The sequence below is a fragment of the Vagococcus hydrophili genome, from assembly GCF_011304195.1.
GTDB lineage: Bacteria > Bacillota > Bacilli > Lactobacillales > Vagococcaceae > Vagococcus > Vagococcus hydrophili.
Map to the genome: position 1 here is coordinate 599,499 of NZ_CP049887.1, position 23,069 is coordinate 622,567.

The 23,069-nt window shown below is 32.8% G+C and carries 30 protein-coding genes, 1 tRNA gene and 1 other annotated feature; of the genes, 5 read left to right on the plus strand and 26 right to left on the minus strand.

Annotated elements, in window-relative coordinates:
- Window position 1: 1 nt before the first annotated feature.
- The 5 genes from xseA to G7082_RS02840 form a co-directional block, all read right to left on the minus strand.
- A complete protein-coding gene (gene xseA, locus G7082_RS02820) occupies window positions 2-1,342 on the minus strand; it encodes an exodeoxyribonuclease VII large subunit (RefSeq protein WP_166033711.1) in 1,341 nt (446 codons plus the stop codon).
- Between the two features lie 17 nt (window positions 1,343-1,359).
- Window positions 1,360-2,202, minus strand: coding sequence for a bifunctional methylenetetrahydrofolate dehydrogenase/methenyltetrahydrofolate cyclohydrolase FolD (gene folD / locus G7082_RS02825; RefSeq protein WP_166033713.1), 843 nt, complete (start codon window positions 2,200-2,202; stop codon window positions 1,360-1,362).
- Between the two features lie 360 nt (window positions 2,203-2,562).
- Window positions 2,563-2,934 (minus strand): transcription antitermination factor NusB, encoded by a 372-nt coding sequence (gene nusB, locus G7082_RS02830; protein WP_420825023.1) that lies wholly within the window; start codon window positions 2,932-2,934, stop codon window positions 2,563-2,565.
- A 55-nt stretch (window positions 2,935-2,989) separates the two neighbouring features.
- Window positions 2,990-3,418, minus strand: coding sequence for an Asp23/Gls24 family envelope stress response protein (locus G7082_RS02835; protein ID WP_166033715.1), 429 nt, complete (start codon window positions 3,416-3,418; stop codon window positions 2,990-2,992).
- Window positions 3,419-3,525: 107 nt separating this feature from the next.
- A complete protein-coding gene (locus tag G7082_RS02840) occupies window positions 3,526-4,590 on the minus strand; it encodes a M24 family metallopeptidase (protein WP_166033716.1) in 1,065 nt (354 codons plus the stop codon).
- Between the two features lie 503 nt (window positions 4,591-5,093).
- On the opposite strand from G7082_RS02840, the gene G7082_RS02845 reads away from it, so the two are divergent.
- The gene (locus G7082_RS02845) at window positions 5,094-5,363 is read left to right on the plus strand and encodes a hypothetical protein (RefSeq protein ID WP_166033717.1); all 270 of its coding nucleotides are present in this window, start codon (window positions 5,094-5,096) and stop codon (window positions 5,361-5,363) included.
- A 65-nt stretch (window positions 5,364-5,428) separates the two neighbouring features.
- Here the strand turns inward: G7082_RS02845 and G7082_RS02850 are convergent, their stop codons facing one another.
- The 16 genes from G7082_RS02850 to G7082_RS02925 all read right to left on the minus strand — a co-directional run bounded on the left by G7082_RS02850 (window position 5,429) and on the right by G7082_RS02925 (window position 15,993).
- Window positions 5,429-7,738: a phage tail tape measure protein gene (locus G7082_RS02850; protein ID WP_166033718.1), complete on the minus strand. Its 2,310-nt coding sequence runs from the start codon at window positions 7,736-7,738 to the stop codon at window positions 5,429-5,431.
- Window positions 7,739-8,194: 456 nt separating this feature from the next.
- Window positions 8,195-9,322 carry a phage major capsid protein gene (locus tag G7082_RS02855; RefSeq protein ID WP_166033719.1) on the minus strand — a complete coding sequence of 376 codons (1,128 nt, stop codon included), beginning with the start codon at window positions 9,320-9,322 and terminating at the stop codon, window positions 8,195-8,197.
- A 2-nt stretch (window positions 9,323-9,324) separates the two neighbouring features.
- Window positions 9,325-9,924 (minus strand): hypothetical protein, encoded by a 600-nt coding sequence (locus G7082_RS02860; protein WP_166033720.1) that lies wholly within the window; start codon window positions 9,922-9,924, stop codon window positions 9,325-9,327.
- 20 nt (window positions 9,925-9,944) lie between these two features.
- Complete coding sequence (locus G7082_RS02865) at window positions 9,945-10,226, minus strand: hypothetical protein (RefSeq protein ID WP_166033721.1); 282 nt, start codon at window positions 10,224-10,226, stop codon at window positions 9,945-9,947.
- Window positions 10,227-10,356: 130 nt separating this feature from the next.
- Entirely contained in the window at window positions 10,357-11,166 is an 810-nt protein-coding gene (locus tag G7082_RS02870) for a tyrosine-type recombinase/integrase (RefSeq protein ID WP_166033722.1), read from the minus strand.
- Window positions 11,167-11,299: 133 nt separating this feature from the next.
- Window positions 11,300-11,854: a hypothetical protein gene (locus tag G7082_RS02875; protein WP_166033723.1), complete on the minus strand. Its 555-nt coding sequence runs from the start codon at window positions 11,852-11,854 to the stop codon at window positions 11,300-11,302.
- 11 nt (window positions 11,855-11,865) lie between these two features.
- The gene (locus G7082_RS02880) at window positions 11,866-12,363 is read right to left on the minus strand and encodes a hypothetical protein (RefSeq protein ID WP_166033725.1); all 498 of its coding nucleotides are present in this window, start codon (window positions 12,361-12,363) and stop codon (window positions 11,866-11,868) included.
- Between the two features lie 15 nt (window positions 12,364-12,378).
- Complete coding sequence (locus G7082_RS02885) at window positions 12,379-13,212, minus strand: DnaA ATPase domain-containing protein (RefSeq protein WP_166033727.1); 834 nt, start codon at window positions 13,210-13,212, stop codon at window positions 12,379-12,381.
- 10 nt (window positions 13,213-13,222) lie between these two features.
- On the minus strand, window positions 13,223-14,062 hold the full coding sequence (locus G7082_RS02890) for a hypothetical protein (protein ID WP_166033728.1): 840 nt from the start codon (window positions 14,060-14,062) through the stop codon (window positions 13,223-13,225).
- Window positions 14,063-14,064: 2 nt separating this feature from the next.
- Window positions 14,065-14,427 (minus strand): hypothetical protein, encoded by a 363-nt coding sequence (locus G7082_RS02895; protein ID WP_166033729.1) that lies wholly within the window; start codon window positions 14,425-14,427, stop codon window positions 14,065-14,067.
- Between the two features lie 5 nt (window positions 14,428-14,432).
- Window positions 14,433-14,651, minus strand: coding sequence for a hypothetical protein (locus G7082_RS02900; RefSeq protein ID WP_166033730.1), 219 nt, complete (start codon window positions 14,649-14,651; stop codon window positions 14,433-14,435).
- 107 nt (window positions 14,652-14,758) lie between these two features.
- Entirely contained in the window at window positions 14,759-15,040 is a 282-nt protein-coding gene (locus G7082_RS02905; RefSeq protein ID WP_166033731.1) for a hypothetical protein, read from the minus strand.
- Between the two features lie 10 nt (window positions 15,041-15,050).
- The gene (locus tag G7082_RS02910; RefSeq protein WP_166033732.1) at window positions 15,051-15,278 is read right to left on the minus strand and encodes a hypothetical protein; all 228 of its coding nucleotides are present in this window, start codon (window positions 15,276-15,278) and stop codon (window positions 15,051-15,053) included.
- Window positions 15,268-15,456, minus strand: a complete 189-nt coding sequence (locus G7082_RS02915; protein ID WP_166033733.1) for a hypothetical protein — start codon at window positions 15,454-15,456, stop codon at window positions 15,268-15,270. The genes G7082_RS02910 and G7082_RS02915 overlap by 11 nt, the downstream gene beginning before the upstream one ends.
- Window positions 15,457-15,490: 34 nt before the next feature.
- The gene (locus tag G7082_RS02920; protein ID WP_166033734.1) at window positions 15,491-15,760 is read right to left on the minus strand and encodes a hypothetical protein; all 270 of its coding nucleotides are present in this window, start codon (window positions 15,758-15,760) and stop codon (window positions 15,491-15,493) included.
- A gap of 32 nt (window positions 15,761-15,792) precedes the next feature.
- Window positions 15,793-15,993, minus strand: a complete 201-nt coding sequence (locus G7082_RS02925; RefSeq protein ID WP_202983124.1) for a helix-turn-helix transcriptional regulator — start codon at window positions 15,991-15,993, stop codon at window positions 15,793-15,795.
- A 142-nt stretch (window positions 15,994-16,135) separates the two neighbouring features.
- Between G7082_RS02925 and G7082_RS02930 the strand changes: the two genes are divergently transcribed.
- Window positions 16,136-16,705 (plus strand): helix-turn-helix domain-containing protein, encoded by a 570-nt coding sequence (locus tag G7082_RS02930; RefSeq protein ID WP_166033735.1) that lies wholly within the window; start codon window positions 16,136-16,138, stop codon window positions 16,703-16,705.
- Window positions 16,706-16,761: 56 nt separating this feature from the next.
- Window positions 16,762-17,934 (plus strand): site-specific integrase, encoded by a 1,173-nt coding sequence (locus tag G7082_RS02935; RefSeq protein WP_166033736.1) that lies wholly within the window; start codon window positions 16,762-16,764, stop codon window positions 17,932-17,934.
- Between the two features lie 97 nt (window positions 17,935-18,031).
- Here G7082_RS02935 and rpmA read toward each other — a convergent pair whose 3' ends face one another.
- From rpmA to G7082_RS02955, 4 genes are all read right to left on the minus strand, one after another.
- Window positions 18,032-18,316: a 50S ribosomal protein L27 gene (rpmA, locus tag G7082_RS02940; RefSeq protein ID WP_086951030.1), complete on the minus strand. Its 285-nt coding sequence runs from the start codon at window positions 18,314-18,316 to the stop codon at window positions 18,032-18,034.
- 21 nt (window positions 18,317-18,337) lie between these two features.
- Entirely contained in the window at window positions 18,338-18,658 is a 321-nt protein-coding gene (locus tag G7082_RS02945; RefSeq protein ID WP_166033737.1) for a ribosomal-processing cysteine protease Prp, read from the minus strand.
- A gap of 26 nt (window positions 18,659-18,684) precedes the next feature.
- Window positions 18,685-18,993, minus strand: coding sequence for a 50S ribosomal protein L21 (gene rplU, locus G7082_RS02950; RefSeq protein WP_166033738.1), 309 nt, complete (start codon window positions 18,991-18,993; stop codon window positions 18,685-18,687).
- A 19-nt stretch (window positions 18,994-19,012) separates the two neighbouring features.
- Window positions 19,013-19,091 (minus strand) — a sequence feature (ribosomal protein L21 leader region).
- Window positions 19,092-19,170: 79 nt separating this feature from the next.
- Window positions 19,171-19,785, minus strand: coding sequence for a TetR/AcrR family transcriptional regulator (locus tag G7082_RS02955; protein ID WP_166033739.1), 615 nt, complete (start codon window positions 19,783-19,785; stop codon window positions 19,171-19,173).
- Between the two features lie 283 nt (window positions 19,786-20,068).
- Here G7082_RS02955 and G7082_RS02960 point away from each other — a divergent pair.
- Window positions 20,069-20,142, plus strand: a tRNA-Arg gene (locus tag G7082_RS02960).
- Between the two features lie 42 nt (window positions 20,143-20,184).
- Here G7082_RS02960 and G7082_RS02965 read toward each other — a convergent pair.
- Window positions 20,185-20,877, minus strand: a complete 693-nt coding sequence (locus G7082_RS02965) for an O-methyltransferase (RefSeq protein WP_166033740.1) — start codon at window positions 20,875-20,877, stop codon at window positions 20,185-20,187.
- Window positions 20,878-21,031: 154 nt separating this feature from the next.
- Here G7082_RS02965 and G7082_RS02970 point away from each other — a divergent pair, with 154 nt between their 5' ends.
- Window positions 21,032-22,948 carry a fructose-1,6-bisphosphatase gene (locus G7082_RS02970; protein WP_202983143.1) on the plus strand — a complete coding sequence of 639 codons (1,917 nt, stop codon included), beginning with the start codon at window positions 21,032-21,034 and terminating at the stop codon, window positions 22,946-22,948.
- Window positions 22,949-23,069: the final 121 nt, after the last annotated feature.

A 23,069-nucleotide genomic window follows, 5' to 3' on the forward strand; every position in this document is an offset into this window, starting at 1 on the left:
CTCAATCCTTTCTAACAACGTTTTTAGCAGTTGCCTCTATCACGCCGTCTGACAAATGAATATTTAATAGTTGCTCTTCCTCTATTTCATCCACTGATTTTATAATTTTTTCATTCACTGTTGTGTAACTATAACCGCGTAGCATTGTTTTAAGAGGGCTCAACATATCCAAACGCACTACTGATTGCTGCATCTCTCTCTTTTTATCTGCTAACAAACGTGCCATACTTTTTTCTAATTTATCATCTAGAAATACCACTTGTTGCTTCGATACATTCACTTTTTCTTGAGGATTTCTAAAATAAAGTCGTTGCTTCATTTGTTCAAAAGCTTTTTCTTTTTGATTTATCTCTTGTGCTAAACTTTGCTCTAATCTACGGTTCAGTGTATCTAATTGAATCGAAAAAGCTTCATACAAACGTTTAGGTTGCTTAAAAACAAAAGAATTCATCGCGTGTTCATGTTTTTGTTGCTTGTGTTTTATTTGCACAGACACCGCTTGAACCAAACGATTTTCTTTTTCCTTAATCCTTAACAACTCTTCTCTTAAGACTGGTGTTGCAAGTTCTGCTGCTGCTGTGGGTGTTGCTGCTCTCATATCCGCCACTAAATCCGCAATCGTTATATCTGTTTCATGTCCCACAGACGAAATAATAGGTGTTCTCGCTTCAAAAATAGCTCGAGCCACATTTTCTTCATTAAACGGCCACAAATCTTCAATCGATCCGCCACCACGGGCAACAATCATCGTGTCATACTCGCTGCTTTGATCCACTTCTTTGATCCGACGAGTAATATCAGCCGCTGCTTTATCACCTTGAACCAAAGTCGGAAAGACTACCAGCTGAGCAATTGGGTACCTTCTTTTAACTGTCGTCATAATATCTCTCACAACAGCCCCACTTGGACTGGTTACAACTGCAATCTTTTTAGGATACTTAACTAAAGGCTGTTTAAAATCAGGATTAAATAACCCTTCTTGTTGGAAAGTTTTTTTACGTTCTTCTAGCGCTTGATACAAAGCGCCAACACCATCTGGTTCCATGTGTTCCACGTAGATTTGATAACTTCCGCCAGGCTCATACAAAGAAATCCGCCCAATAACTAAAACTTTCATACCTTCTTCTGGCTTAAATTTTAATTTCCCAAAGGCACCTTTAAACATAATCGCTGAAATCTTCGCTTGATCATCTTTTAAACTAAAATATTGATGGGCATTAGGTCTCATTCTAAAATTTGAAATCTCTCCTGTTAAAAAGATACGCTCTAGATACGGATCTGCTTCAAATTTTCGTTTTAAATATTTAGTTAGCGCTGTTACTGTTAAATATTTTTCAGTCATCTCTTCACAATCCTTTACTAACCTCTAGCATTTGCAACGGTTTGCTCCATTAACATCGCAATCGTCATTGGACCAACACCACCAGGAACAGGCGTAATGTAAGACGCTTTTCGACTAACTTCATCAAACTTAACATCCCCTACTAAATGGCCGTCTACATGTCGGTTCATCCCAACATCAACCACCACTGCGCCTTCTTTAATATGATCTGCTCTTAAAAATTCAGACTCGCCAATTGCCACAATTACGATATCCGCTTCCTTTGTAATAGCTTTTAAATCTTTCGTATGAGAATGAGTTATCGTAACCGTCGCATTGCTCATTAATAATAATTGACCCATCGGTTTTCCCACAATATTACTACGACCAATTACCACAGCTTTTTTTCCAGCAACCTCTACATCATGTTCCTCTAGTAATCTCATAATTCCGTAAGGGGTACAGGGTAACTTATCAGGTTTCCCAATAAATAATTTCCCCATATTCAGCGGATGAAACCCATCCACATCTTTTTTAGAATCAATCGCTAAAATAATTTTCTCTTCATCAATATGTTTAGGTAGTGGCAATTGTACTAATATGCCATCTACCTGTTGGTCTTCATTGTACTCATTGATTCGTCTTAACAACTCTTCTTCAGTTGTATTTTCAGGCAAACGATCAACTTGGGAATGAAACCCAATATTTTTTGCTGAATTCTCTTTATTTTTAACGTAAACTTGACTCCCTACATCTTCACCGATTAAAATAACCACTAATTTTGGAAGTCTTTTCCCCTTTTGTTTCCATCCAGCAACTTCTTGCTTCAGATTTTCTTGAATCTTATCGCTAAGTGCGCGACCATCTAATAATATTGCCATTAAAAACACCTCCAAAATTTAATTACACATGCCTACATTCTAGCATAAAAAGAATTTTTGGAAAACAGAGTGAATAAAATATCGTTTTGCTCCAAGCAATTGGAAGAAATTAAAAATAAGCCATGGTTTTAGGCTTGATTTTAATTTCTGAAATTGCCGCAGGAGCAGATATTTTATTCCGGACTACACAGAGTGATGAAAAAGGCGTTTAACTCCAAGCAACTGGAGTGAATACTAAACAATCCACGTTTTTCGAATTGCTTTATATTAGTGAAGTTACCGAAAGAATTGCCTTTTGAATCCGGATTAAAACAGAGTGAATAAAATATCGTTTTGCTTCACAAAAAAACTCAAACAAAATTAATTGTCTGAGTCAATTTCTTTCATGACAGATGATAACACACCGTTGATAAAACGACGAGACTCATCATCACTAAATGTTTTCGCTAATTCGAGAGCTTCATTTAAAGATACTTTATGCGGAATATCCGACACATAAAACATTTCGAATAAGGCAAGTCTTAAAATCGTTAAATCAGTTTTTGCAATTCGACTAACTGTCCAACGTTTTAAATGTTTTTCGATATGTTGATCTAATTCTGCTTGACGCTCTTTTACACCAGCAACTACTACTTTTACATATTGAGGAATTTCTTCACTCTGTTGTCCTTCATATAAATCTAGAACATTTTCAATGGCTTGATCAATTTCTATATCTTCAAGGTACAACATAGAAAAATTGACTTGAAACGCTACTTCTCTTAACTGATGTCTTGTTAAATCCACTCTATTCTTCCTCATCTTCTGAATCAAACAACTCGTCTAAATCTGGTAATGAAATTTTTTCAGGAACTACGCCCACCACATGAACGTTAACTTCTGCTAATTCCAAATCCGTCATATATAAAACTTGTTGCTTAACTTTTTCTTGCATGTCTATTGCTACTTTAGGTACTGAAACACCATAATTTAGATAACAAAATAAATCAATAAGAATGTTACCTTCATCGTTTTTTAATGATACCCCTTTATCGTGGACTGATCCACCAAATAATTCGGTAACATTTGATGCTAAATTACCACGCATCGCATAAACACCCGCTACTTTAGACGCCGCAATCCCAACGATAACTTCTAATACCTCAGGAGCAACAACAATTTCTCCACCAATTTCTTGATTATTGCTGCTTAGGACTAAATCTTTACTTTCTGCCATCTGTCTTCCTCCTTCAGTTCATTTTAACTTGAGAAACCTACAATCTGATTGAAATAACTTTACCTTTAAAACATTAAGAATAAAGCATTTTTCCTCATTTGTCTATTCTATAAAATAATAAGCTCTTTTTCAGAATGTGTCAATCTCTTTATCCCATTCTCTGTGACTAACATATCATCTTCAATACGAACGCCGCCAATCCCTGGTAAATAAATACCTGGTTCATTTGTAATCACATTACCTGCTACAAACGATTTTTCTGCCATCTTAGAAACGTTAGGACCTTCATGAATCTCTAACCCGATTCCGTGACCTGTCGAATGACCAAATGCCTCACCGTATCCTTTAGACGTAATATAATCACGAGCGACAGCATCTAACTCAGCGCCTGTCATACCTGGTTTAGCAACATCTAATACTTTCTGTTGCGCCTCTTTAACAATTTGATAAATTTCTTTTAATTTTTCACTTGGTTCACCTAAAGAAATAGTACGCGTCATATCCGAAACATACCCTTCATAGTAACAACCAAAATCAATCGTAATAAAATCACCTTGTTCAATCACTTTCGCGCTAGCCACTCCGTGAGGCATCGCAGATCTTAACCCACTAGCTACGATTGTTTCAAAAGAAACACCTGAAGCACCTAAACTTCTCATATAGAAGTCAAGTTCGTTCGCTACTTGAATTTCTGTCATCCCTGGTTTGATATACGTTAGAATATGACTAAACGCTTTGTCTGCAATTGCACACGCTTTTTCGATAATTTTAACTTCATCTTCATCTTTAATTTCTCTTAACTCTTCAATCATTCCTGAAACAGGAATCAAATCAGCTTCCATAATCATTTCTAATTGAACGTATTCTTTAAAAGAGACTGTCGCTTCTTCAAAGGCAAGGGTTGTCAATTCTTTTTCTTCTACTAAATCGGCCACAACGTCAAAAATCGGTCCAAAATTCTGAACAACCTTGTAACCAGTACATTGTTTCTCAGCTTGTTCTGTGTATCTAAAATCTGTAATAAAAAATGCGTCATCTAAGGTAATTAAAGCAACACCTGTCGTTCCAGTAAATCCTGTTAAATAACGTAAATTGTATGAACTTGTAATTAAAAATGACGAAATATCTTCTTTAATCATTTCTTTTCTTAAATTATCCACTCTATTTATCATCTAAACTAACACCTTTCCCTATATTTCTATTACTATTATAACAAAAGGACTTGCTAAATTAAACCAACTCGCTACTTTCTGTGCAATAAAAAAACAACCCAATAAATTGAGTTGTTTAAGAGTATTATTTAGCTACTGGATAGAGAAAGTTCTACTTTTAGCATATTTTAACCTGTCACAAGAAACGCTATATAATAGTAGACTTTTGTTAAAACATATTCAACAAGTCGTAATATGTATCATTCAAATGGCATTCATTATGGCATTCAAAAGCTACGGGTGAGATGGTGAGTTTATATAAAATAAGAGGCGGTTCTCGTCTCTTATTTATTTTAATACATTATTAAACTTACAAATAGCATATAGATAGTATTATTTAGCTGGGGGCAATATTTAAATAAACATTTAAAGTTATTTGTATTCCTGTTTACAATCTAAAAAAAATTATTTATAATTTAAATTTAAAAATAAAATATTGTGGTCAACAATATGAGGTGAAATAGATGGATTTACAAAAACAGTTTGAAAATTTAATAAATGAATCAGTCGATAAACGTGTAGCTGATATTGAAGCTAAGATAGTAAAACCTTGGGTTCTAATGCGAGACATTAGTGGAAATTTAGAAAAAGAAGCTCGTTGGATAACCAAACATTTTTGTACTACACATTTTATAAATTTAGGATTAGTAAAAAAAATTGGTGGAGAATGGCATTTTTTAAATCCCGAGTTTTTGAATTATATTCATGATGTTTGGTGGAAAGAACAAAAATAAACTATATTTATAGCTGTTAATTACATTTTTTTAATCAAAAAACTTTTTATAAATAGATATTTTATCTACACTGGTACTCCTCCTGCATCAATAATCGCTTGTTTAGCTGCCTTTGCCATTTGTCTGTTGGCTCTGTCTAAATCGGATGGATTATTAGCATCTACTTTGGCGATGTGGATGTGAACTTCAGTTTTTCCATTTCCAATATGTCCTTTTCCACTAAATCCCTCTTTTTTCTCTCTATCAGATAGTGGAGTAACTGTTGTTTTACCATTTTTATTTGATAATAGCTCCGGCCCAGCTTCACCTACGATTGCTTGTCCATTCAATAGATGTCCACCTTCAGCAAGATATGGTATTTCACTAATATTAATACCTTTTCCACCCATTTTTGGAACCCAATCAGGCATCTTAATTTTATTAAGACCGCCAATTACACCATTAATCAAAGAGATAATAAGATTTAAAGGCGCTTTTGCTAAAGCTACTAAGCCATCAAATACACCACCAAATATTTTTTGTACTCCTTCCCAAGCTTGCGACCAATTCCCTGTAAATACTCCAGAAATAAAATCAATCAAACCATCAAATATTTTCATGCCGGCATCCACAAAACTGCCTAACACAACGAGAACTCCATCAAACACACCACCTAAGTAACCAGATATGTAATTACACACTTGAACTATTACATCGCTAATCCCTTTAAAGAACGCATTAACACCATCATGAAACCATTCAACATTATTATAGGCCCACACTAAACCAGTTATAAATGCCGCAATAGCTGCTGCAATTAATACAAAAGGATTAGCTGCTAAAAAGGTTGTCAACGCACTCCAAACACTCATTAAAGCATTAACTCCTGTCACTATTTTAGAAATAGACCCCATAAAAGAACCTAAAATAACTAGCAATGGACCTATTGCTGCTATAACAATACCAATCCACACGATCATTTGTTTATTTTCATCTGACAAACTTCTAAACCAGTCTGTTACCGATTTTACTGATTTGCTGACCGTTTCAAAAATAGGTAACAATGTAATTTGAATTTGTTCTCCTAATTCTCCCATCCCTTCCTTTAATTGATTTTGTGCTATTTTTGCTTTATCAATAGGATCTTGTATCTCTTCAAATGTTTTATCCACTGTCCCAGCTGCATCTTTTGCCGCGTTTGCTAAACCATCCATGGAAAGAGATCCACCGTCTATTGCTTCAATCATTTTAGGCGCAGACTTAGAACCAAATACCTCACTAGCAATTCTCAATTTCTCTTGTTCAGTAGTAGCTCCTTGTATTGCTGAAATTGTACCTCCTAAACCTTCCTGCATAGTTTTATTGTCCTTAGCATAATTAACATTAGCTTTAGCTAAATAACCAATAGCACCCGCTGAGTCAATACCCGCTTTCTCCATTTGACCAATTAAAGTAGTTGATTCTGCAAACCCAAGACCCATATTTTTAAGCTGTGGTGCTCCTGAATTAACTGCCTCAAATAACTTATCCACACCAACACCAGTGTCTTGACTCGTTTTAGAGACTACATCCAAAACCATTGGTAGGTCATCCATTGATAATCTAAATAGATCCATAGATTTCTTGGCATTAATAGTTGAATCTGACACTTCTGAACCATTTATTTCTGAAAATTTAAGCATACTTTCAGTTGTTCCTTCAAGCTCTTTACCCATCAACCCAAATTGAGTATTAACCTCACCTATACCACTAGAAATATCACTCATTTCAGCTGGTATATTATCAATCACATTTTTAAAGCTGTCTTGTAATGACTCTAACTGACTTCCCGTAGCTCCAGTTGCTGTAGTGATACCATCTAAGGAATCATCTAGCTCTGTAAATGATGATAAAGCTGCTGCTCCAATACCCAGGATAGGCGCTGTTAATCCTAATGACATCCTTTTTCCAACGTCTTTTACTTTAGTTCCAGCTTCTTCAATTTTTTGTATCTTTTTAGCTGTATCTATAGAGATATTCCCTTGCTCTTTTAATGCTTCATTTGTTTCTTCTAAAGCGTCTCTTAGTTTATTTTCTCCAGTTTCAGATTCTAATAATTTTTTGTATAATTTTTGAGACTCATTAGAATATTCACCAGTTTCTTTAGCTGCTTTTTCATATTGCTCTCTTAATAATTTTGTTCTATTTTCGGCAAGTGACAACTGCTTTTCTAATTTTTGTTTGGTTGCTGTTAACTTCTCTGTTGCAGTAGCATCCTTATCCATTGCTGAAGTATGATTTTTGTATTCAGTTGCTGCTAGATTTATTTCTTTGTTTATTTCTTTAACTGTTTTTGAATAGGAAACCTCTCCACTTGTTTTGAACCTTAATACTACATCAGATTCTTTTGTTGACACATTATTCCCTCCTCGTTGATATGTGATACGCTTTACCACATATATTCTTAATATTTACTGAATGATATTTATTTGCTTTAAAAGGTTTCTTAATTTTAATTCTTGCACCTTTTTTACTTGTACAAAATTTGACACATTTTACATACTTAGATTTCATCTATAAACCATTGAAACAACCCACTTCACACACCTCTAAAGACAATTAAATCAAAGCAACTAAAACAAATATGAATTTACTTATTTTTTTACATTTTAAATTTTTGATTCATCTTTAAAATCCTTTGAAATCAATAATTCCTTACTTGTTTTACGATGCTCTGAATGTTTTTAAACCGATTCATCCCCCCTTTCTTTTTTAAAATGCTCTAGAGGTGTCTGAAGAGGTCCCCTTCCCTATCCCCAAAGCTATCAACTTTAGAAAAATAGGTAGGGGGGCTTTATCAGAACTAGGTGCTACTACTTGAGTCCATCAATATCAAGTTTAAACGCTGCCGTTTCAAATGGACCAAAGATTAACTTGCCATCACTGATTTGATACACTGAAACACCAATTTTATTTTCATCTGCATATTTTTCGTTTAATCTTTGGATTTCTAAATTTGATAATACATCTTGTATAAAGAAATAATTAAAGTTTCCAAAATACATAACTGGTAATGATGGAACATCACTGTCTACTTCATCAGATACCTCAACTGGATAATTAAGCAATGTGAAATCAAAGTCATCATTTCCATTTTCTTTTAAAATTGGATTTCCATCCTCACTTAAAAGAGATTCTAATTTTGTTTGAGCAGCTCTATTAATTAACCAGGTAGCACCTTTCCTCATAGCTGTTGGTAGCGAGTTTTTTGCTCCTACTAGATATTTATAAAAACTATCGGATAGTGTTCGAGGTATATATCGAACTGCCTTATTGTTTAACGAATACGGATTATCGTTTGAATGAATAAACCACTCTACTTCTTTTCTTACAATTGCTTTTCCTATTTCCTCAATAAGTATTTTTTCAATATCAAATTCTGATTTGTTTTCTAATTTTTTTGTAAATTTAACTAAGCAATCAAATTCTATAGGTTCTAACCACACGACTTCAACTTCAGTGTCTGTTTCTGGAATCTTATTATTTTCATCACGTTCACTTTTTACAATATTAGCCTCTGCTTTTCTTACTATCATTGGTATTCCTTTTTTTCCTTTTTGAGTATATACCTGTCCTAACTTACGCATCGGATTGACTTCTTGAACATACGATATAATTTTATGTGACATTTTTTTAGAGATTAGGGCTTTCCCTCCATTGACAACAATGCCTAAACTTCTCATTTCTTCAGTAGTCATATTACCTGTTAAATAATTTGCTAAACCTCTTGCCTCTGATTTTTTATTACTTATCGGTTTTTTTTTTACTTTTTTTCTTTCTACTTTTTTCGTTGTTTCTTTTGCCTTATTAATCTTATTAATAATTTGCTTACGTTTAATATCTACTCCTACTTGAGATTTTTCTTTATGAGCTTTTGCTCTTGATGCTGTTCTAAATTCATTTGCTCTTCTTGTTCCTAGTAATTGCTCAATTGTTGCCATTCTTATATACCGTCCTTTTTACTTAATTTAATGTTTTCTGATATTGTTCTGATTCCAACGCGATCTCGGTTAACTCTTTCTCCTAAATTATTCCAATATGAGCCATCACGATACGTTACATCATCGTTGAATATTTTTTCTAGATAATTATTTGATGACGTTATTTCTTGATTAATTTGTTGAATTGATTGACTATATTCTTCTGCTTTTCCAATATATTGATTATAAAAATACTCTGCTTCTTCTTTAATTTTTTTAAGCATATTTTCTTTTTCCGACTTATATTTTTTCATTTCAATAAGTACTGGATCTAAAGAGATTTCTTTCTTGATAGAGGATTTTTCTAAAAGTAACTCCTTCTCTTTAATCAACTTCAATTTCATTCTTAATTGAGTTAGTTCTTCTTCAATACTTTCGGTTGTTCTCTGTTTACTAAATAATTTTTTTGGTTTTAATACGCTTAATATACTACTTTCATGCTCCTTACTTAATTTATCAATTTTAATTAATAGCTCATTTTCCTCCTTTCTACACTCATTTAAAAATGTAGCTTTCCTTTTTTCTATTTCTTTAATTTCATTGATTGTTTGCAAATTTAACATTTTTATCCTTCTTTCATTTTTTATAATGTATGTTCAGTTATAGATATATTTAAATAATTTGAAAAAATACGTTCAATTGTTCCGTCATTTTTTAGAATGTTAACTACATTAGGTTCTTTAGAATCATGATAAATACTTTTCACATCCATATTTTTTTGAATTGTGACGTGAACTAAACCATTAAAATATGTTACTTTTTTTATATCAGTTTTAACTGTGGTTGGTTTTAACTCTTCATCTTTTATAATGAATCTACTATCTGAAGGATTATTTGGTGCTTTGTATTTTCTAGTTCCTCGCATAAAATCACTCTCCGACTACTTGCGAATATATATCATAATCACAAATGCTTTTTTATCTTTGTAACCATTGATACTACTACTCTTACATCACTTTTTTACTAACCAATAGTTTTGCTATTTTTAATTCACTTTATTTATTCTTTATCCCCCTAAATGTTTTAGCCAATTCTTCCTTAGACATTTTTGTATAAATAGTTGTTGTCTTAATGTCTGAATGACCTAACATCTGTTGTAATGCTGTTGAATCACCTCCGTCTGCTATAAATTTCTTAGCAAAATAATGGCGTAATGAATGGGGATAAACTCTTGATAGCTTAACTTTTGCTTTTCCTGCAGTTGCTTTTAATTCTTGCCGATAATAAGATTGTGTTTTATTAAAAATTATTTGAGTGTTTTCCATATTATTTGAGTAACTTCTCAATTTCTTTTTAAGAAATGAAGGAATATCTATTATTCTTATTTTCCCTTTGTTCCTTACTTCGATAATGGCAGAATAGAGATCATCTTTTTTTAAAGCGCAAACCTCACTTATTCTTAGTCCAGTATTGGCAATTGTTAAGATAAACAACGTCATTTCCTTATCCGAATACTTCAACAAGCGCTCAAAATCCTCTTGTGTGATACTCTCCCTATGTGTCGTTGTTTGTTCCTTGAACAATTTCAGTTTTAAATCTGAGCGTTCTACCCAATTTAAGTAAATGTTAATGGCCGTAATCTTTTGATTGCACGTACTTGTTTTATATTTTTTACCTGGTGCATACGTGTCCTCTTTAAGATGCTGCTTAAAACGAATCAAATCCTCTTTTGTCACTTGATCAACATAATTGTTTTGTAAAAAGTCATCCAATTGGCTAAGTGTCATCATATAATTTTTAATGGTATTTGCTGCAATCTCATTTTCTATGCAGTAAAGTTTGTAATCATTAAGCCTTACAAACATATTTATCCCCCTTTTTCCACTTGCGAATACATCGCATAATCACAAGTAAAATAAAATCTCTGCTCCCCTTGATACATATAGTTTTATAAGACATTTAAAAAAATAATAGTTTTGACTAATTTTTTTCTACGTTTTACCAATTTCGGTCTAATAATCTTCTTTCAAATCCGCAATTTTCTAGACTCTCAACTATTGCTCTTTCTGCTTTGTTGTCAGCATTAAACGTGTAAGCTTCGTCAAAAGAGGGACTTAAAACTAAGTCCGTATGAGAAAAACTAAACTTAGCAGTGCTTTCACTTCCAAATCCTTTAACATAATATCCTTTTAGTTCCATATAGATATATTGTTCGTTGTTCTTAATAGCTTGGCTGACTTCATCCATAATGGCTTCTAATCGCTTAATAGCACGATTTTTATTTTCTCTAAACTCTTCTAAACTAACGTTACCCTTACTAGCTGCTACTTCATCTTTTACCGGAATTACACTAAGATAAATCCCCCTAGCTTTATCAAATTTAGAATAAACAGTTGAATCATAATACTTTTCTTTTAGTGCTTGCCTGTCATCTGCACTTAACTTGTTTAATGAATTAAACAATAATTTACCTGTTTTTCTTTCATGATCGTTTAGCACATTAATATTCTGTTCTAACATCTTCCAATGTCGCAAAAAGAAATCTGATTTCATTTTTCTCCCTCCTAGATAGCAAAGTAATCACACAAGTTTTCCAAGTTCTCATTAAAATCTTCTGTTATTTCTACATAAGAATTCACTTGTTCTGGTTCAATTCCTTCTCTCAAACAAATCATGGCTTCAATTTCATATATTTCTTCCAGTGTTTTGTGATACATTTTTTTGGTTAATTTGTTGGTTTCTCCTAACCTAAAAATGCTCAGTAATTTATCACACTCTTTTTGAGGTAATTCAGTAAGGTACCTAACAAAGTATTTTAATCTCAGTTCATTTCTCTCTATTCGCTGATCAATATATTCAATGCCTTTTAATAGACTAGGTACCTTCGTATCTTGCCTAAATCCTCTTGATATTACCCCTAGTTCTGTATATTCCAACCTAGTCAACATTGTTTGAGAGTAAAACCATGAGCTCAAATCTTTTTTTGACTGTTCAAGTTGTTTATTCAATTCATCTAGATGAAAATATTTTTCAATCTCATTGAGCTCATCAAAATCAAACATGGCTTTACTCCCTCTTTATTGTTTTAATTTATACGCTATTTCTCGTTTGTCACTTATCTCATTGAAATCCATGTAAATGACATTTGTTTTTATCCTTGAAATAATACGTTCATCCATAAGACGGCTTAATTGCTCGATAGTGAGGTTACTTGTAAATAAGGTGGATTTCCCTTCCCTAGCGTTTAAAATGTTATAGAGCGTGTTTATAGTGAAATCTGACGCCTGTTTAGTTGTGTTCATAGATAACTCTGCACCGATGTCATCTAAGCCTAATATATCGGTATCACTTAGTAGCTTCATGTAATAAGCTTCGCCTTTTAATTCTCTTGGATCATTGAAAGACTTTTTAATGTTACCTAGTAACTTAGGAACTGAGACGAACAAACAACGCTTTTCAGTGCTTATTTCGTTAATATTTTTTAAGATACCCACTAGTAAATGGCTCTTGCCTGTTCCTGCACTGCCATACATAAACACATTCCGATTGTCCTCTATGACTTCTCTAGGCGTGGTGTTAGCTTTCTTTTTGATATGGCTTTCTTCATCATTTTTGTTTATGTAATCTCTTATGCCTTTATCCAAGATTGCCCGATTATGAACGATACTATTTTGATAAAAGAACAACCTTCTGCCCTCAGCCGTATTGTCAAAATGTTCTCGTGTCTTTTCGTAAGCAAACTCTTGATTATTCTTTTCTAATTTGCAGCGTGGACAGATAATTTCTCCCTTAAAATGAATCATATTTAATTTTTCATGACCTGGCACATCACAATGCTCTGGCAACTCAATATAACCTGTTCTTTCAATTTGAGAATCTGGTATTTTTAGTTCTCCCATTTTTAAAACCATCTAATCCCTCCTAAAAAGGTAAATCATCCATATAGTCGCTTTCTAATTCTCGACTTTTGCCAACATCTTTAAATTCTTCTCTCCATTCGGGTGGAATATAAGTAACTTCTGGCTTATCGTTACTAGTAACGTTACTTGTCAGGTATTCATCTTGCCACCCTTTATTTACGAACCACGTCACTGCTTGGCGTACAAATTTTAGTTCTGTTCGTTGGATTTCAATTTGCTTTTTATAGTCCGATAATCCTTCTAAAATCTTTTCATCCGTCACACCATCTTTGATAGCTCTTTGATAGGCTTTAAAAGATTTATCTTTTCCTTGCTTTCTTCCTTTTGGATATTGTTCCCAAATTTCATCGAATTTATTTTTTAAACTGACTGAATCAGCTTCTTTAGAAGATGATTGATTATTATTTGTAGTCTCTGTAGTAGTCTCTGTGTAGTCTATGGTATTGGTGTGTTCATTCTGAACAACTCCATCTGTTCTATTTGAACTACTCGTCTGTTCATTTTGAACACATCGATTGTTCATACAATTCAATGTTTCATAATTGATTGAATACCATTTAGTTTTGTCAAATCCAGCTTTGTTAAAATTACCAGTTATAACTAGTTCTTTTTTTATTAAACTTGATATAGTACGCCTTATAGTCATAACAGACCAAAAAGGAAACTGTTTATTCCACCCTTCGTAAGTGTTGTATATCCACTTTTTACCATTAAAAACATGATTACTTTTTTCTATCCAATAATGTACCTGCTGTATAAATATCGCTTCATTTAAACCTATTTCTTTAGCAAGTTTTGGCAAAACCTGTATAGGATAATCATCGATTAGTAGTTTACTCACTTCTAAACCCCCAAACTTTCTTGATAGTTATAAATCAATCCTTCATTCCATGTATTTAAATTAGCAGCTTCAACACTTTGGATTCTTTCAGTCATATTTACAGTTTGCATTTTGATACTCCTTAATCCTTCTGACCGTTCTTTTTCGTTTATAGGGATATAAAAGCCATTATCTGAATTTATACCTCTTGAAGCGCAAATTGGAATTCCATGAATCATGATTAATCGACTTATAACAGATTGGATGCTTCTTTCATCAATTCCAATTGATTTAGTTATTTCTTTTAAAGGAATTTTTTTATCTTTGCCTCTTGGAATCATACAGACCACTGATGTTTCAATAATTGATAGTTCTTTTCTTTTCATATTCACTACCCCTTATCAAGAAACTCAATAGTATTATCAGTTTGTTCGATTGAAGCTAATTTAATACAAGAGACCAACCCATTTAAACCATCTAAGTCATCAATTGTAATATCGTTAAGAGAAGTAAACTTATCATCTATGAAATCTTGTAAACCTTTAATTGCATTTGCTAACATAACTTGCCCTCTTAATAACTTCATATCAGTAATTTTTTTATTTTCCATTTTTAAATTCCCCATTCCCTATAATTTGTGATAGAATAAGGGATAATTAGACTTGCAAATCTATTTATCCCGCACTGTTAAGAACGCCAATTCTTACGGTGCTTTTTTTATTCATAAAGAAAATTTTCTACAGCTTCTATCATTTCCATTTCTTTCTTAATGCCTTCTAAGTCTTTAATTACTTCGCCTAATTTTTCACTTGGTACACAAGCTATCACTTCACTCTTATCATTAAATAAAATAGATCCTTCATCGGTCACATTTTTTAAAATTTCAATTTGACCTTTAATAAGCTCTTCCCATCTTAAACTGTAATCAAAAATTTTATTTTCTAGATCTTTAAGTGTTTGTTCTGATTTGCCAGTATTCATTTCAATAATTTTATCCATTTCCATTCTCCTAAAATTCAAATTTGCCTTCATTAGCTTCGTATTCCTTTAACTCATTAACCAGTTTTTCCGCTTCTCTCATTTCTTCCATCGCTTCCTGGAACGTTTGACTATTACAAATATCTTCCACAAAATTTTCACTCTTAGAATCCATACGATCAAAATATTGAATTGATGCCAATTTATTAGTGATAGATCGTTTTAGCCGATAAAATTCTTTGTATTTTTCACTTTGCATATTTCTCACTTCTTTTCTTTTTCGGTTGAAATGATGCAATGTCTAAATTAAACAAAAACATCATAAACATTGGAATACCTAGAACAGCTATTAACTTACCGTCTAAACTTCCTAATATCATTCCTAGCACAAATACAACTAGTAAAGCTCCGTAACGTCTAACAGCGTAAATATTCACTTCTATTCCTCCATCCGCAAACGCCCATTTGCTTTTATCTTTGATTTTTTAACATGAACCGATCTAACTCTTTGGTGTAATAAAAAACATTTCCACCTTCTATTGGTTCATACCTCTTTAAACCGTTCTTTTCATACTTAAGCAATGTTCCAATTGAAACGCCATCATAATACTTAGAGACATTCTTTTGCTGTATAAAAGGTGGCTTTTGCGCTTGTTGCTCCACTAGTTCAATCATTCGTTGATAAGTTTCTTGATGTTGCTTTAGTAACTCTTGTTCGTACTCGATACTGAACATTTTCAAATCAGTCACTCCTCTTAGTATTTCTTAGTAAATTAATTAAAAAAAATATCATCAATTGTAATATTTGGAAATAAAGGCTTTAAAATTTCTTTAAACTTCATTTTTTCTTTATCAGAAAATTGAGTTTGCCTTTTCTCTTTTTTCCAATAAGCTTGCTTAGATATATTGAATTTTTTTGCCATTTGATCTTGAGTCATCCCTAACATTATGCGATACCCTGCTATTTTATTCATGTCAATCACCTCTTTTTTCTTAGTATATCTTAGTACAATTAAATTTAAACATATTTTTTTACATAAGTCAAACATTTCTTTGTATTTCTTAGCTAAATAGTTTAATATTGAATTATCATTTTAAATAGGAGATTTTAAAGACATGGATAATAATAAACCTTCACCAATTGAAGTAGGTCAACGAATACGAAATATCAGATTAGAGAAAGGAATGAGTATGGATGATTTTGGTTTCTTAATTGATGGTTCAGCCAAAAGTGGGACAATCGCCAATTGGGAAACTGGAAAAAATCTACCTAATCCAAATAGACTAAAAAGAATTGCTGAAATAGGAAATACAACAACTCTATATTTATTATATGGAATTCTCCCCTTAGATAATCAATATATATTACCTAAAGAAGATAGTGATGAAATAAAATTAGTGTTAAATCAAGATAAAACACTTAATATAAAAGAATCAATCCTCAAATCAGTAGTTGAAGATTTAACAACGTTTAACTATTCTAATTTAAATGAATTTGATTTAAGCTTATTGTTTCATTCTTTGGAATTTATTAAATTAGATTCTGACGAACAAATTGAAAAATTACTTATAAAATTCATTTCTAATTTAAACTGGAAAATAAAAAATCAAAGTATTGATAAAGATATTATCACTAAAAAATTAGAAAATATTATCACTGATTTTGAAAATGACATAGAATTATAACAGTATTTCTCAAACTCCTCGCAAACGCCCGTAGCAAGATAAGGGAGAGAAAACAAATGGCAACATTCAAGCAATACGATAAAAAAGACGGTTCTAAGGCGTGGCAATTCCAAGCCTACTTAGGTGTTAACCCGACAACAAACAAGGCAGTAAAGACAACAAGAAGAGGTTTCAAGACAAAAAAAGAAGCCCAACTAGAACTTAATCGTTTACTAGTGGACTTTGAACAGAACGGATTACAAAAAGAGACGGTTACGACCTTTAAGGAGGTTTGTGAGCTTTGGTTGATAACTTATAAGAAAACAGTTAAAGAGACAACCTACATCACGACAGAGCGTTATATGACCAAGTATGTCTTGCCTTCATTCGGAGATATTAGAGTGGATAAACTTAACTTAAAAACATGCCAGGTAGAAGTTAATAAGTGGGCTGACAAAACGAAAATGTATAAAATAATCTTGCAGTATGCTTCTAAAGTAATGGAATATGCGATCAGTTTAGAGTTAGCTGACCGCAATCCTTTTAACAGTGTTATACGACCTACACCAAAAAAAGTGATAGAGCAAGATAAAATAAAGTTCTATACGTTAGACGAATTAAAGCAGCTGTTTGAGTTCCTGGAGAACAGAGTTAAACAAAACGCTAACGGTCAATTAATGCAAAAATATTTTTCTGAATTGGATCTTACTCTATTTCGGTTTTTGACCTATTCGGGATTACGCGGTGCTGAAGCAAGCGCCTTAGAATGGCAAGATATTGATTTCATTGATAAAACAGTGACAGTTAATAAAAATATGTCTCTTACAAAGAATGGCTTTGTTGTCTCTACGCCTAAAACTAAAAGTTCATATAGAACGATCACTTTAGATGATAAAACGCTTAGATTGCTTAAAAAGTGGCAACTAAGACAAAAAGAAATGCTCTTTGCTAATGGTTTAAGAGATAATAACGTTGTCTTTACTAACTTGTTCGGTGAACGATTCACTAGACAAGATTTATATCAACGTGCTTCCAGGTTATCAAAGGCTGCTGATCTTCATGTAATTGGCGTTCATGGTTTTAGACATACCCACGCATCACTTTTATTTGAGAGTGGTGCCAGCATGAAAGAAGCACAAGTTAGATTAGGTCACAGCAGCATCGAAATGACTATGAATATCTATACCCACGTTACAAAAGAAGTCACTGAAAAAACAGTTGAGAAGCTAATGAAATTTGCTAATTTGTAGTCAATGGCATTCAAAATGGCATTCAATTTCAATTCAAGACAAAATAAAAAAGCCTAAGCCCTTGATAGATAAGGGTTTAGACTTATAATAAATTTAATTATTTAGCTACTGGATATACAGACACTTGAGTTTTTTCGCGGCCTTTACGTTCGAAACGTACAACACCTTCAACTTTAGCGTACAATGTATCATCTCCACCACGGCCAACGTTTACACCTGGATAAATTTTAGTACCGCGTTGACGGTATAAAATTGAACCACCTGAAACAGTTTGTCCATCAGCACGTTTAGCACCTAAACGTTTTGATTGTGAATCACGACCGTTAGTTGTAGAACCGCCCCCTTTTTTGTGGGCGAATAATTGTAAGTTAATTTTCAACATGAAAAAAGCACCTCCTTGAAATTATTTTACACGAATATATGATTCATATTCTTTTTCGATATCTCTCAACCCAATATATAGACTGTTCATCAGAATATCTGTTGTTTCGATTTGTTTATCAGACAAATCTGACAAAATCTCAACAAACAAGTAACCATCATCCATATCTACGATTGGTTGATAACCCGCTAATTCGTCAATACTGTTCACTACATTTATCGCAAGGACAGAGGCAGCGGCACAAACTATATCAGAACCCGATTCAGCAAAATCAGCATGACCAGACATTTCAAAAGAAACAATCCTATCAGCATCTTTTCTGGTAAACTTAGCTTCGATCATCAAGATACCAACTTTCTAAATTTTAATTATGCGTTAATTGCATCGATCATTACTTTAGTGTAAGGTTGACGATGACCTTGTTTACGATGTGAATCTTTTTTAGGTTTGTATTTGTAAGTTACAACTTTCTTTTGTTTTCCTTGTTTTTCAACAGTTCCTTCAACAGTTGCACCTTTAACAGTTGGAGCACCAATCTTTGTTGTTTCTCCACCTACTAAAATAACTTCATCAAACACAACTTTTTCGCCAGCTTCTACGTTTAATTTTTCAACGTAAATTGCTTGACCTACTTCTACTTTTAATTGTTTACCACCAGTTTTTACAATAGCGTACATGTTTGTTCCGCACCTCCTTCTCTTTACTTAGACTCGCCAATTTAAGCGCCGTAACTGAATACAGTCTGAATACTTAATATGTGCGGTTGTAGTTGTGGTGCACACAAATACAACATTAATATAATATCAAAAAAAAAGAGATAGGTCAACAAAATGTTGGCCTATCTTTCAATTTTTTTATTCTGCGTCAGAAACAAATAATTCTTTCAAGCCAATCTCAACAAATAATTCTGATCTAAATAATTTAGCCACATTAGTTGCCATGTAGTGATTCGCATAAATTTTTCCTTCAACAACCCACGCATCTGCAATACCAAGTAATGCAAACACTAAGAAGTTATTCAATAACTCTTTAGGCATTTTTCTAACAGGAATAGAGTTTCCGTAATTCACATGTTCTAAGATGTAATCATACAACTTATCACTAAATAACGTTCTATACATTTCTGCATCATTTTCTTTTAATAAAGTAACAAAGAATTCTGGTGACTCACCAATGTAGTCAAACACTCTGTCTAAAATAATTTGAGGAATCAACTTATCTTCATTGCCATCATAAGCAACATATTTCACGACATTATCGTAAAAGTCCTCAATAATTTCTTCCATAATCGTTTCAACGAATGTATCTTTATCACGATAATGTAAATAGAATGTTCCCCTTGTTACACCTGCTTGATTTGTTAAGTCTTTGATATTCATCTCACTTAACTTACGAGTTTTTAGTAAATCTAAAAACGCTTGTCTTAGTTTCTTACGAGTTTTAACAACTCGTGGATCAATTTTCCCCATATTATTCTTCCCCTTACTTAATGTACTAAAACTTAAAATGCGTTCTACGAAGTTTCCCAATAGCCTCCTACAACACATACATGATTATATATCATCTATTGTCTTTTGTCTAGTATTATTGCTTGGTGTTTATTTATTATCTATTTATTCTTCTTAATTTATTTACTACCAATCTTTGTAAATAATAATTATAAAAAGAACATTCGAAAAAACTTTTTTAAAATTATGCTTGACTATTCTTTCAAAATTTATTATGATATTCATGTTGCTTGAAGCAGACGATGTCGCAGTAGCTCAGCTGGATAGAGCATTCGCCTTCTAAGCGAATGGTCGGGGGTTCGAATCCCTCCTGCGACGTTTAATAACAAAAAGACAAAAGGCTTATGCCTTTTGTCTTTTTTATTGTTCTTCTATGACAATATTCTCAACATCTTTACTAATCATCAAAACGCCGTCACCTAGGGGTAAAACCGTGACAGTTAAGTCTGGATGTTCTAAAACAGTATCATATAGTTTGTTTAACTTTCTATAAATGGTTCGCTGACTTCTTGGAATATCTTTAATGTCGTGCATGATTGTTCCTGCTTGAAAAACATCATCAATCATCAGAACCCCATCAACTCTTAACACTCTTAAACATTCAGGTAAAAATTCAATATACTTTGATTTAGCACTGTCCATAAAAATAAAATCATATGGTCCCTCTAAAGTCGGTAATACTTCTTTAGCATCTCCTTCGAGTAAGGTCACTCGTTCAGATAATCCAAATTTTTCAAAATTCGCTTTAGCCTTTCTAATCATGACATCAAAGCGATCGATTGTTGTAACATGCCCGTCTTCACCTATTGCCTCAGCCATTAAGCTTCCAGAAAAACCAATAGCTGTTCCAATCTCTAAAACATTTTTAGCTTTCATTTGTTTTAAAAAGAATCTTAAAAAGGTTGCCGTCTCATTAGGAATTATAGGAACATTGTCTTCGTAAGCTTGCTGCTGCAACTCACCTAACTCACCTTCCATCTGTCTTTGTCTATTTCTCACTAAATCTAAAATTTCATCCTTTAAAACAGGACGATGCATCATTTCATTTCTCATTAAGGTACCCTTCTTTCTCATTCCTTGTTGATTATACAAATTTTTTTATCCAAAAACAATTATTTATATTAAGTATTATAATCGGTATAGGTTGACTACTTGTTATTTTTATCATATCATGGCTTTAAAAAGACAAGAGGTATATATCGATATGATGACTAAAGATAGATATTATGATTTACTTGGTTCAAAATTTAATTCTTCAGAAGAAATTGTAAGCGAAATCATCAACTTAAAAGCTATCCTCAACTTACCAAAAGGAACTGAACATTTTGTCAGTGATATTCACGGAGAATACAATGCTTTTCAACATATTTTAAGAAACGGCTCAGGAAATATCAAAGAAAAAATCAAAGAACTGTTTCATCACATCTTAACACCTCAAGAACAGCAAGAGTTAGCAACCCTTATTTATTATCCCGAAAAACGACTAAAAATCACAAATGGTTTAAGAAACGATGAATGGTATAGACACAAAATCGATCAATTGATTCAATTGGTTCGTTTTTCTTCCTCTAAATACACTCGTTCTAAACTAAGAAAATCATTTCCAAAACGATATGCCTATATTATAGAAGAACTTTTATTTCAAACAAGTAACCAAACAGATAAGAAAAATTATTACACTCAAATTATCGAGACAGTCATTCAATTAAATCAAGCCGACACCTTAATTATCGATCTTTGTTACACTATTCAGCGTTTGGTTGTGGATCATTTACATGTTGTTGGAGATATTTATGACAGAGGACCTGAACCTGATAAAATTATTGAACGCCTCATGACACATCACTCGATGGATATCCAGTGGGGAAATCACGATATCATTTGGATGGGAGCTGCTTCCGGTTCACCAATCTGCATGATGAATACGATTAGAATTTCAGCAAGATACAACAATTTATCAATTATCGAAGACACGTATGGTATTAATCTCAGACCTTTACTAACCTATGCTGAAAAATACTATCATGATAACCCTGCTTTTAGACCAAAAATTGAACCTGATCATACAGAAAGCAAGGAGGAACTATTAGAAACAACGAAAATTCATCAAGCAGCTGCCATTTTACAATTTAAATTGGAAGAACAATTAGTTAAAAGGAGACCTGAGTTTAATATGGAGCATCGGCTTCTCCTTAGCAAAATCGAACATGACACATCAACGATTACTATTAAAGGACATACTTATCCTTTACACGATACCTGTTTTGAGACAGTTTCAAAAGAAGATCCTTCTAAGTTGTCACTCGAAGAGGAAGAAGTCATTCAACGATTACTTCAAAATTTCATTCAATCAGAAAAATTAAAACGTCACGTTAATTTTCTTTTTAAAAAAGGAAACATGTATTTAGTCTATAACGAAAATTTACTAATTCACGGTTGTGTTCCTTTAAACGAAGATGGAAGTTTTCAATCGATTGTCTTTGAAGGTAAAGAATACAGCGGTAAAAAATTAATGGATTACTTCGAAGTTTGCCTAAAACAATCTTATAAAAATCCTGAAATGCATGACGATTATAAAACTGACATTATCTGGTATCTTTGGTCTGGTGAAAACTCTTCTCTTTTTGGAAAAAAAGAAATGACGACCTTCGAAAGATATTTTATTAAAGACAAGAAAACTCATACTGAAGAAAAAAATGCTTACTATCACCTCAGAGAAGAAGAAGCAACGATTCAAAACATTCTTAAAGAGTTTGGATTAAACAGTCCTGATAGCCATTTAATCAACGGACACACACCTGTTAAAGAAGTTAAAGGAGAGAACCCGATTAAAGCAAACGGTAAAATGATTGTGATTGATGGCGGGTTTTCAAAACCTTATCAAAAAACAACCGGACTTGCTGGCTACACTCTTCTTTATAATTCTTACGGGATGCAACTAGTTGCCCACAAACCTTTCTCTTCTGTGGATAAAGTGATTACTGATCATGAGGATATCCTTTCTATGAAACGGGTGGTGGATCGTCCCTTAGAGCGAAAATGTGTTTTTAATACCACCATCGGAAAAACTCTTTTAGAAGAAATCAATGAATTATACGAACTTTTAGAGTACAACGCACACTAAATAAGACAGAGATTGCTTTTTTTAATCACTTGAGTAGTCCGGATTCAATCGGCAGTTCCTTCAACAACTTCAAAAACCAGCATCAATTCAAAAAACACGAATTGTTGCTGGTTTTCTCCAG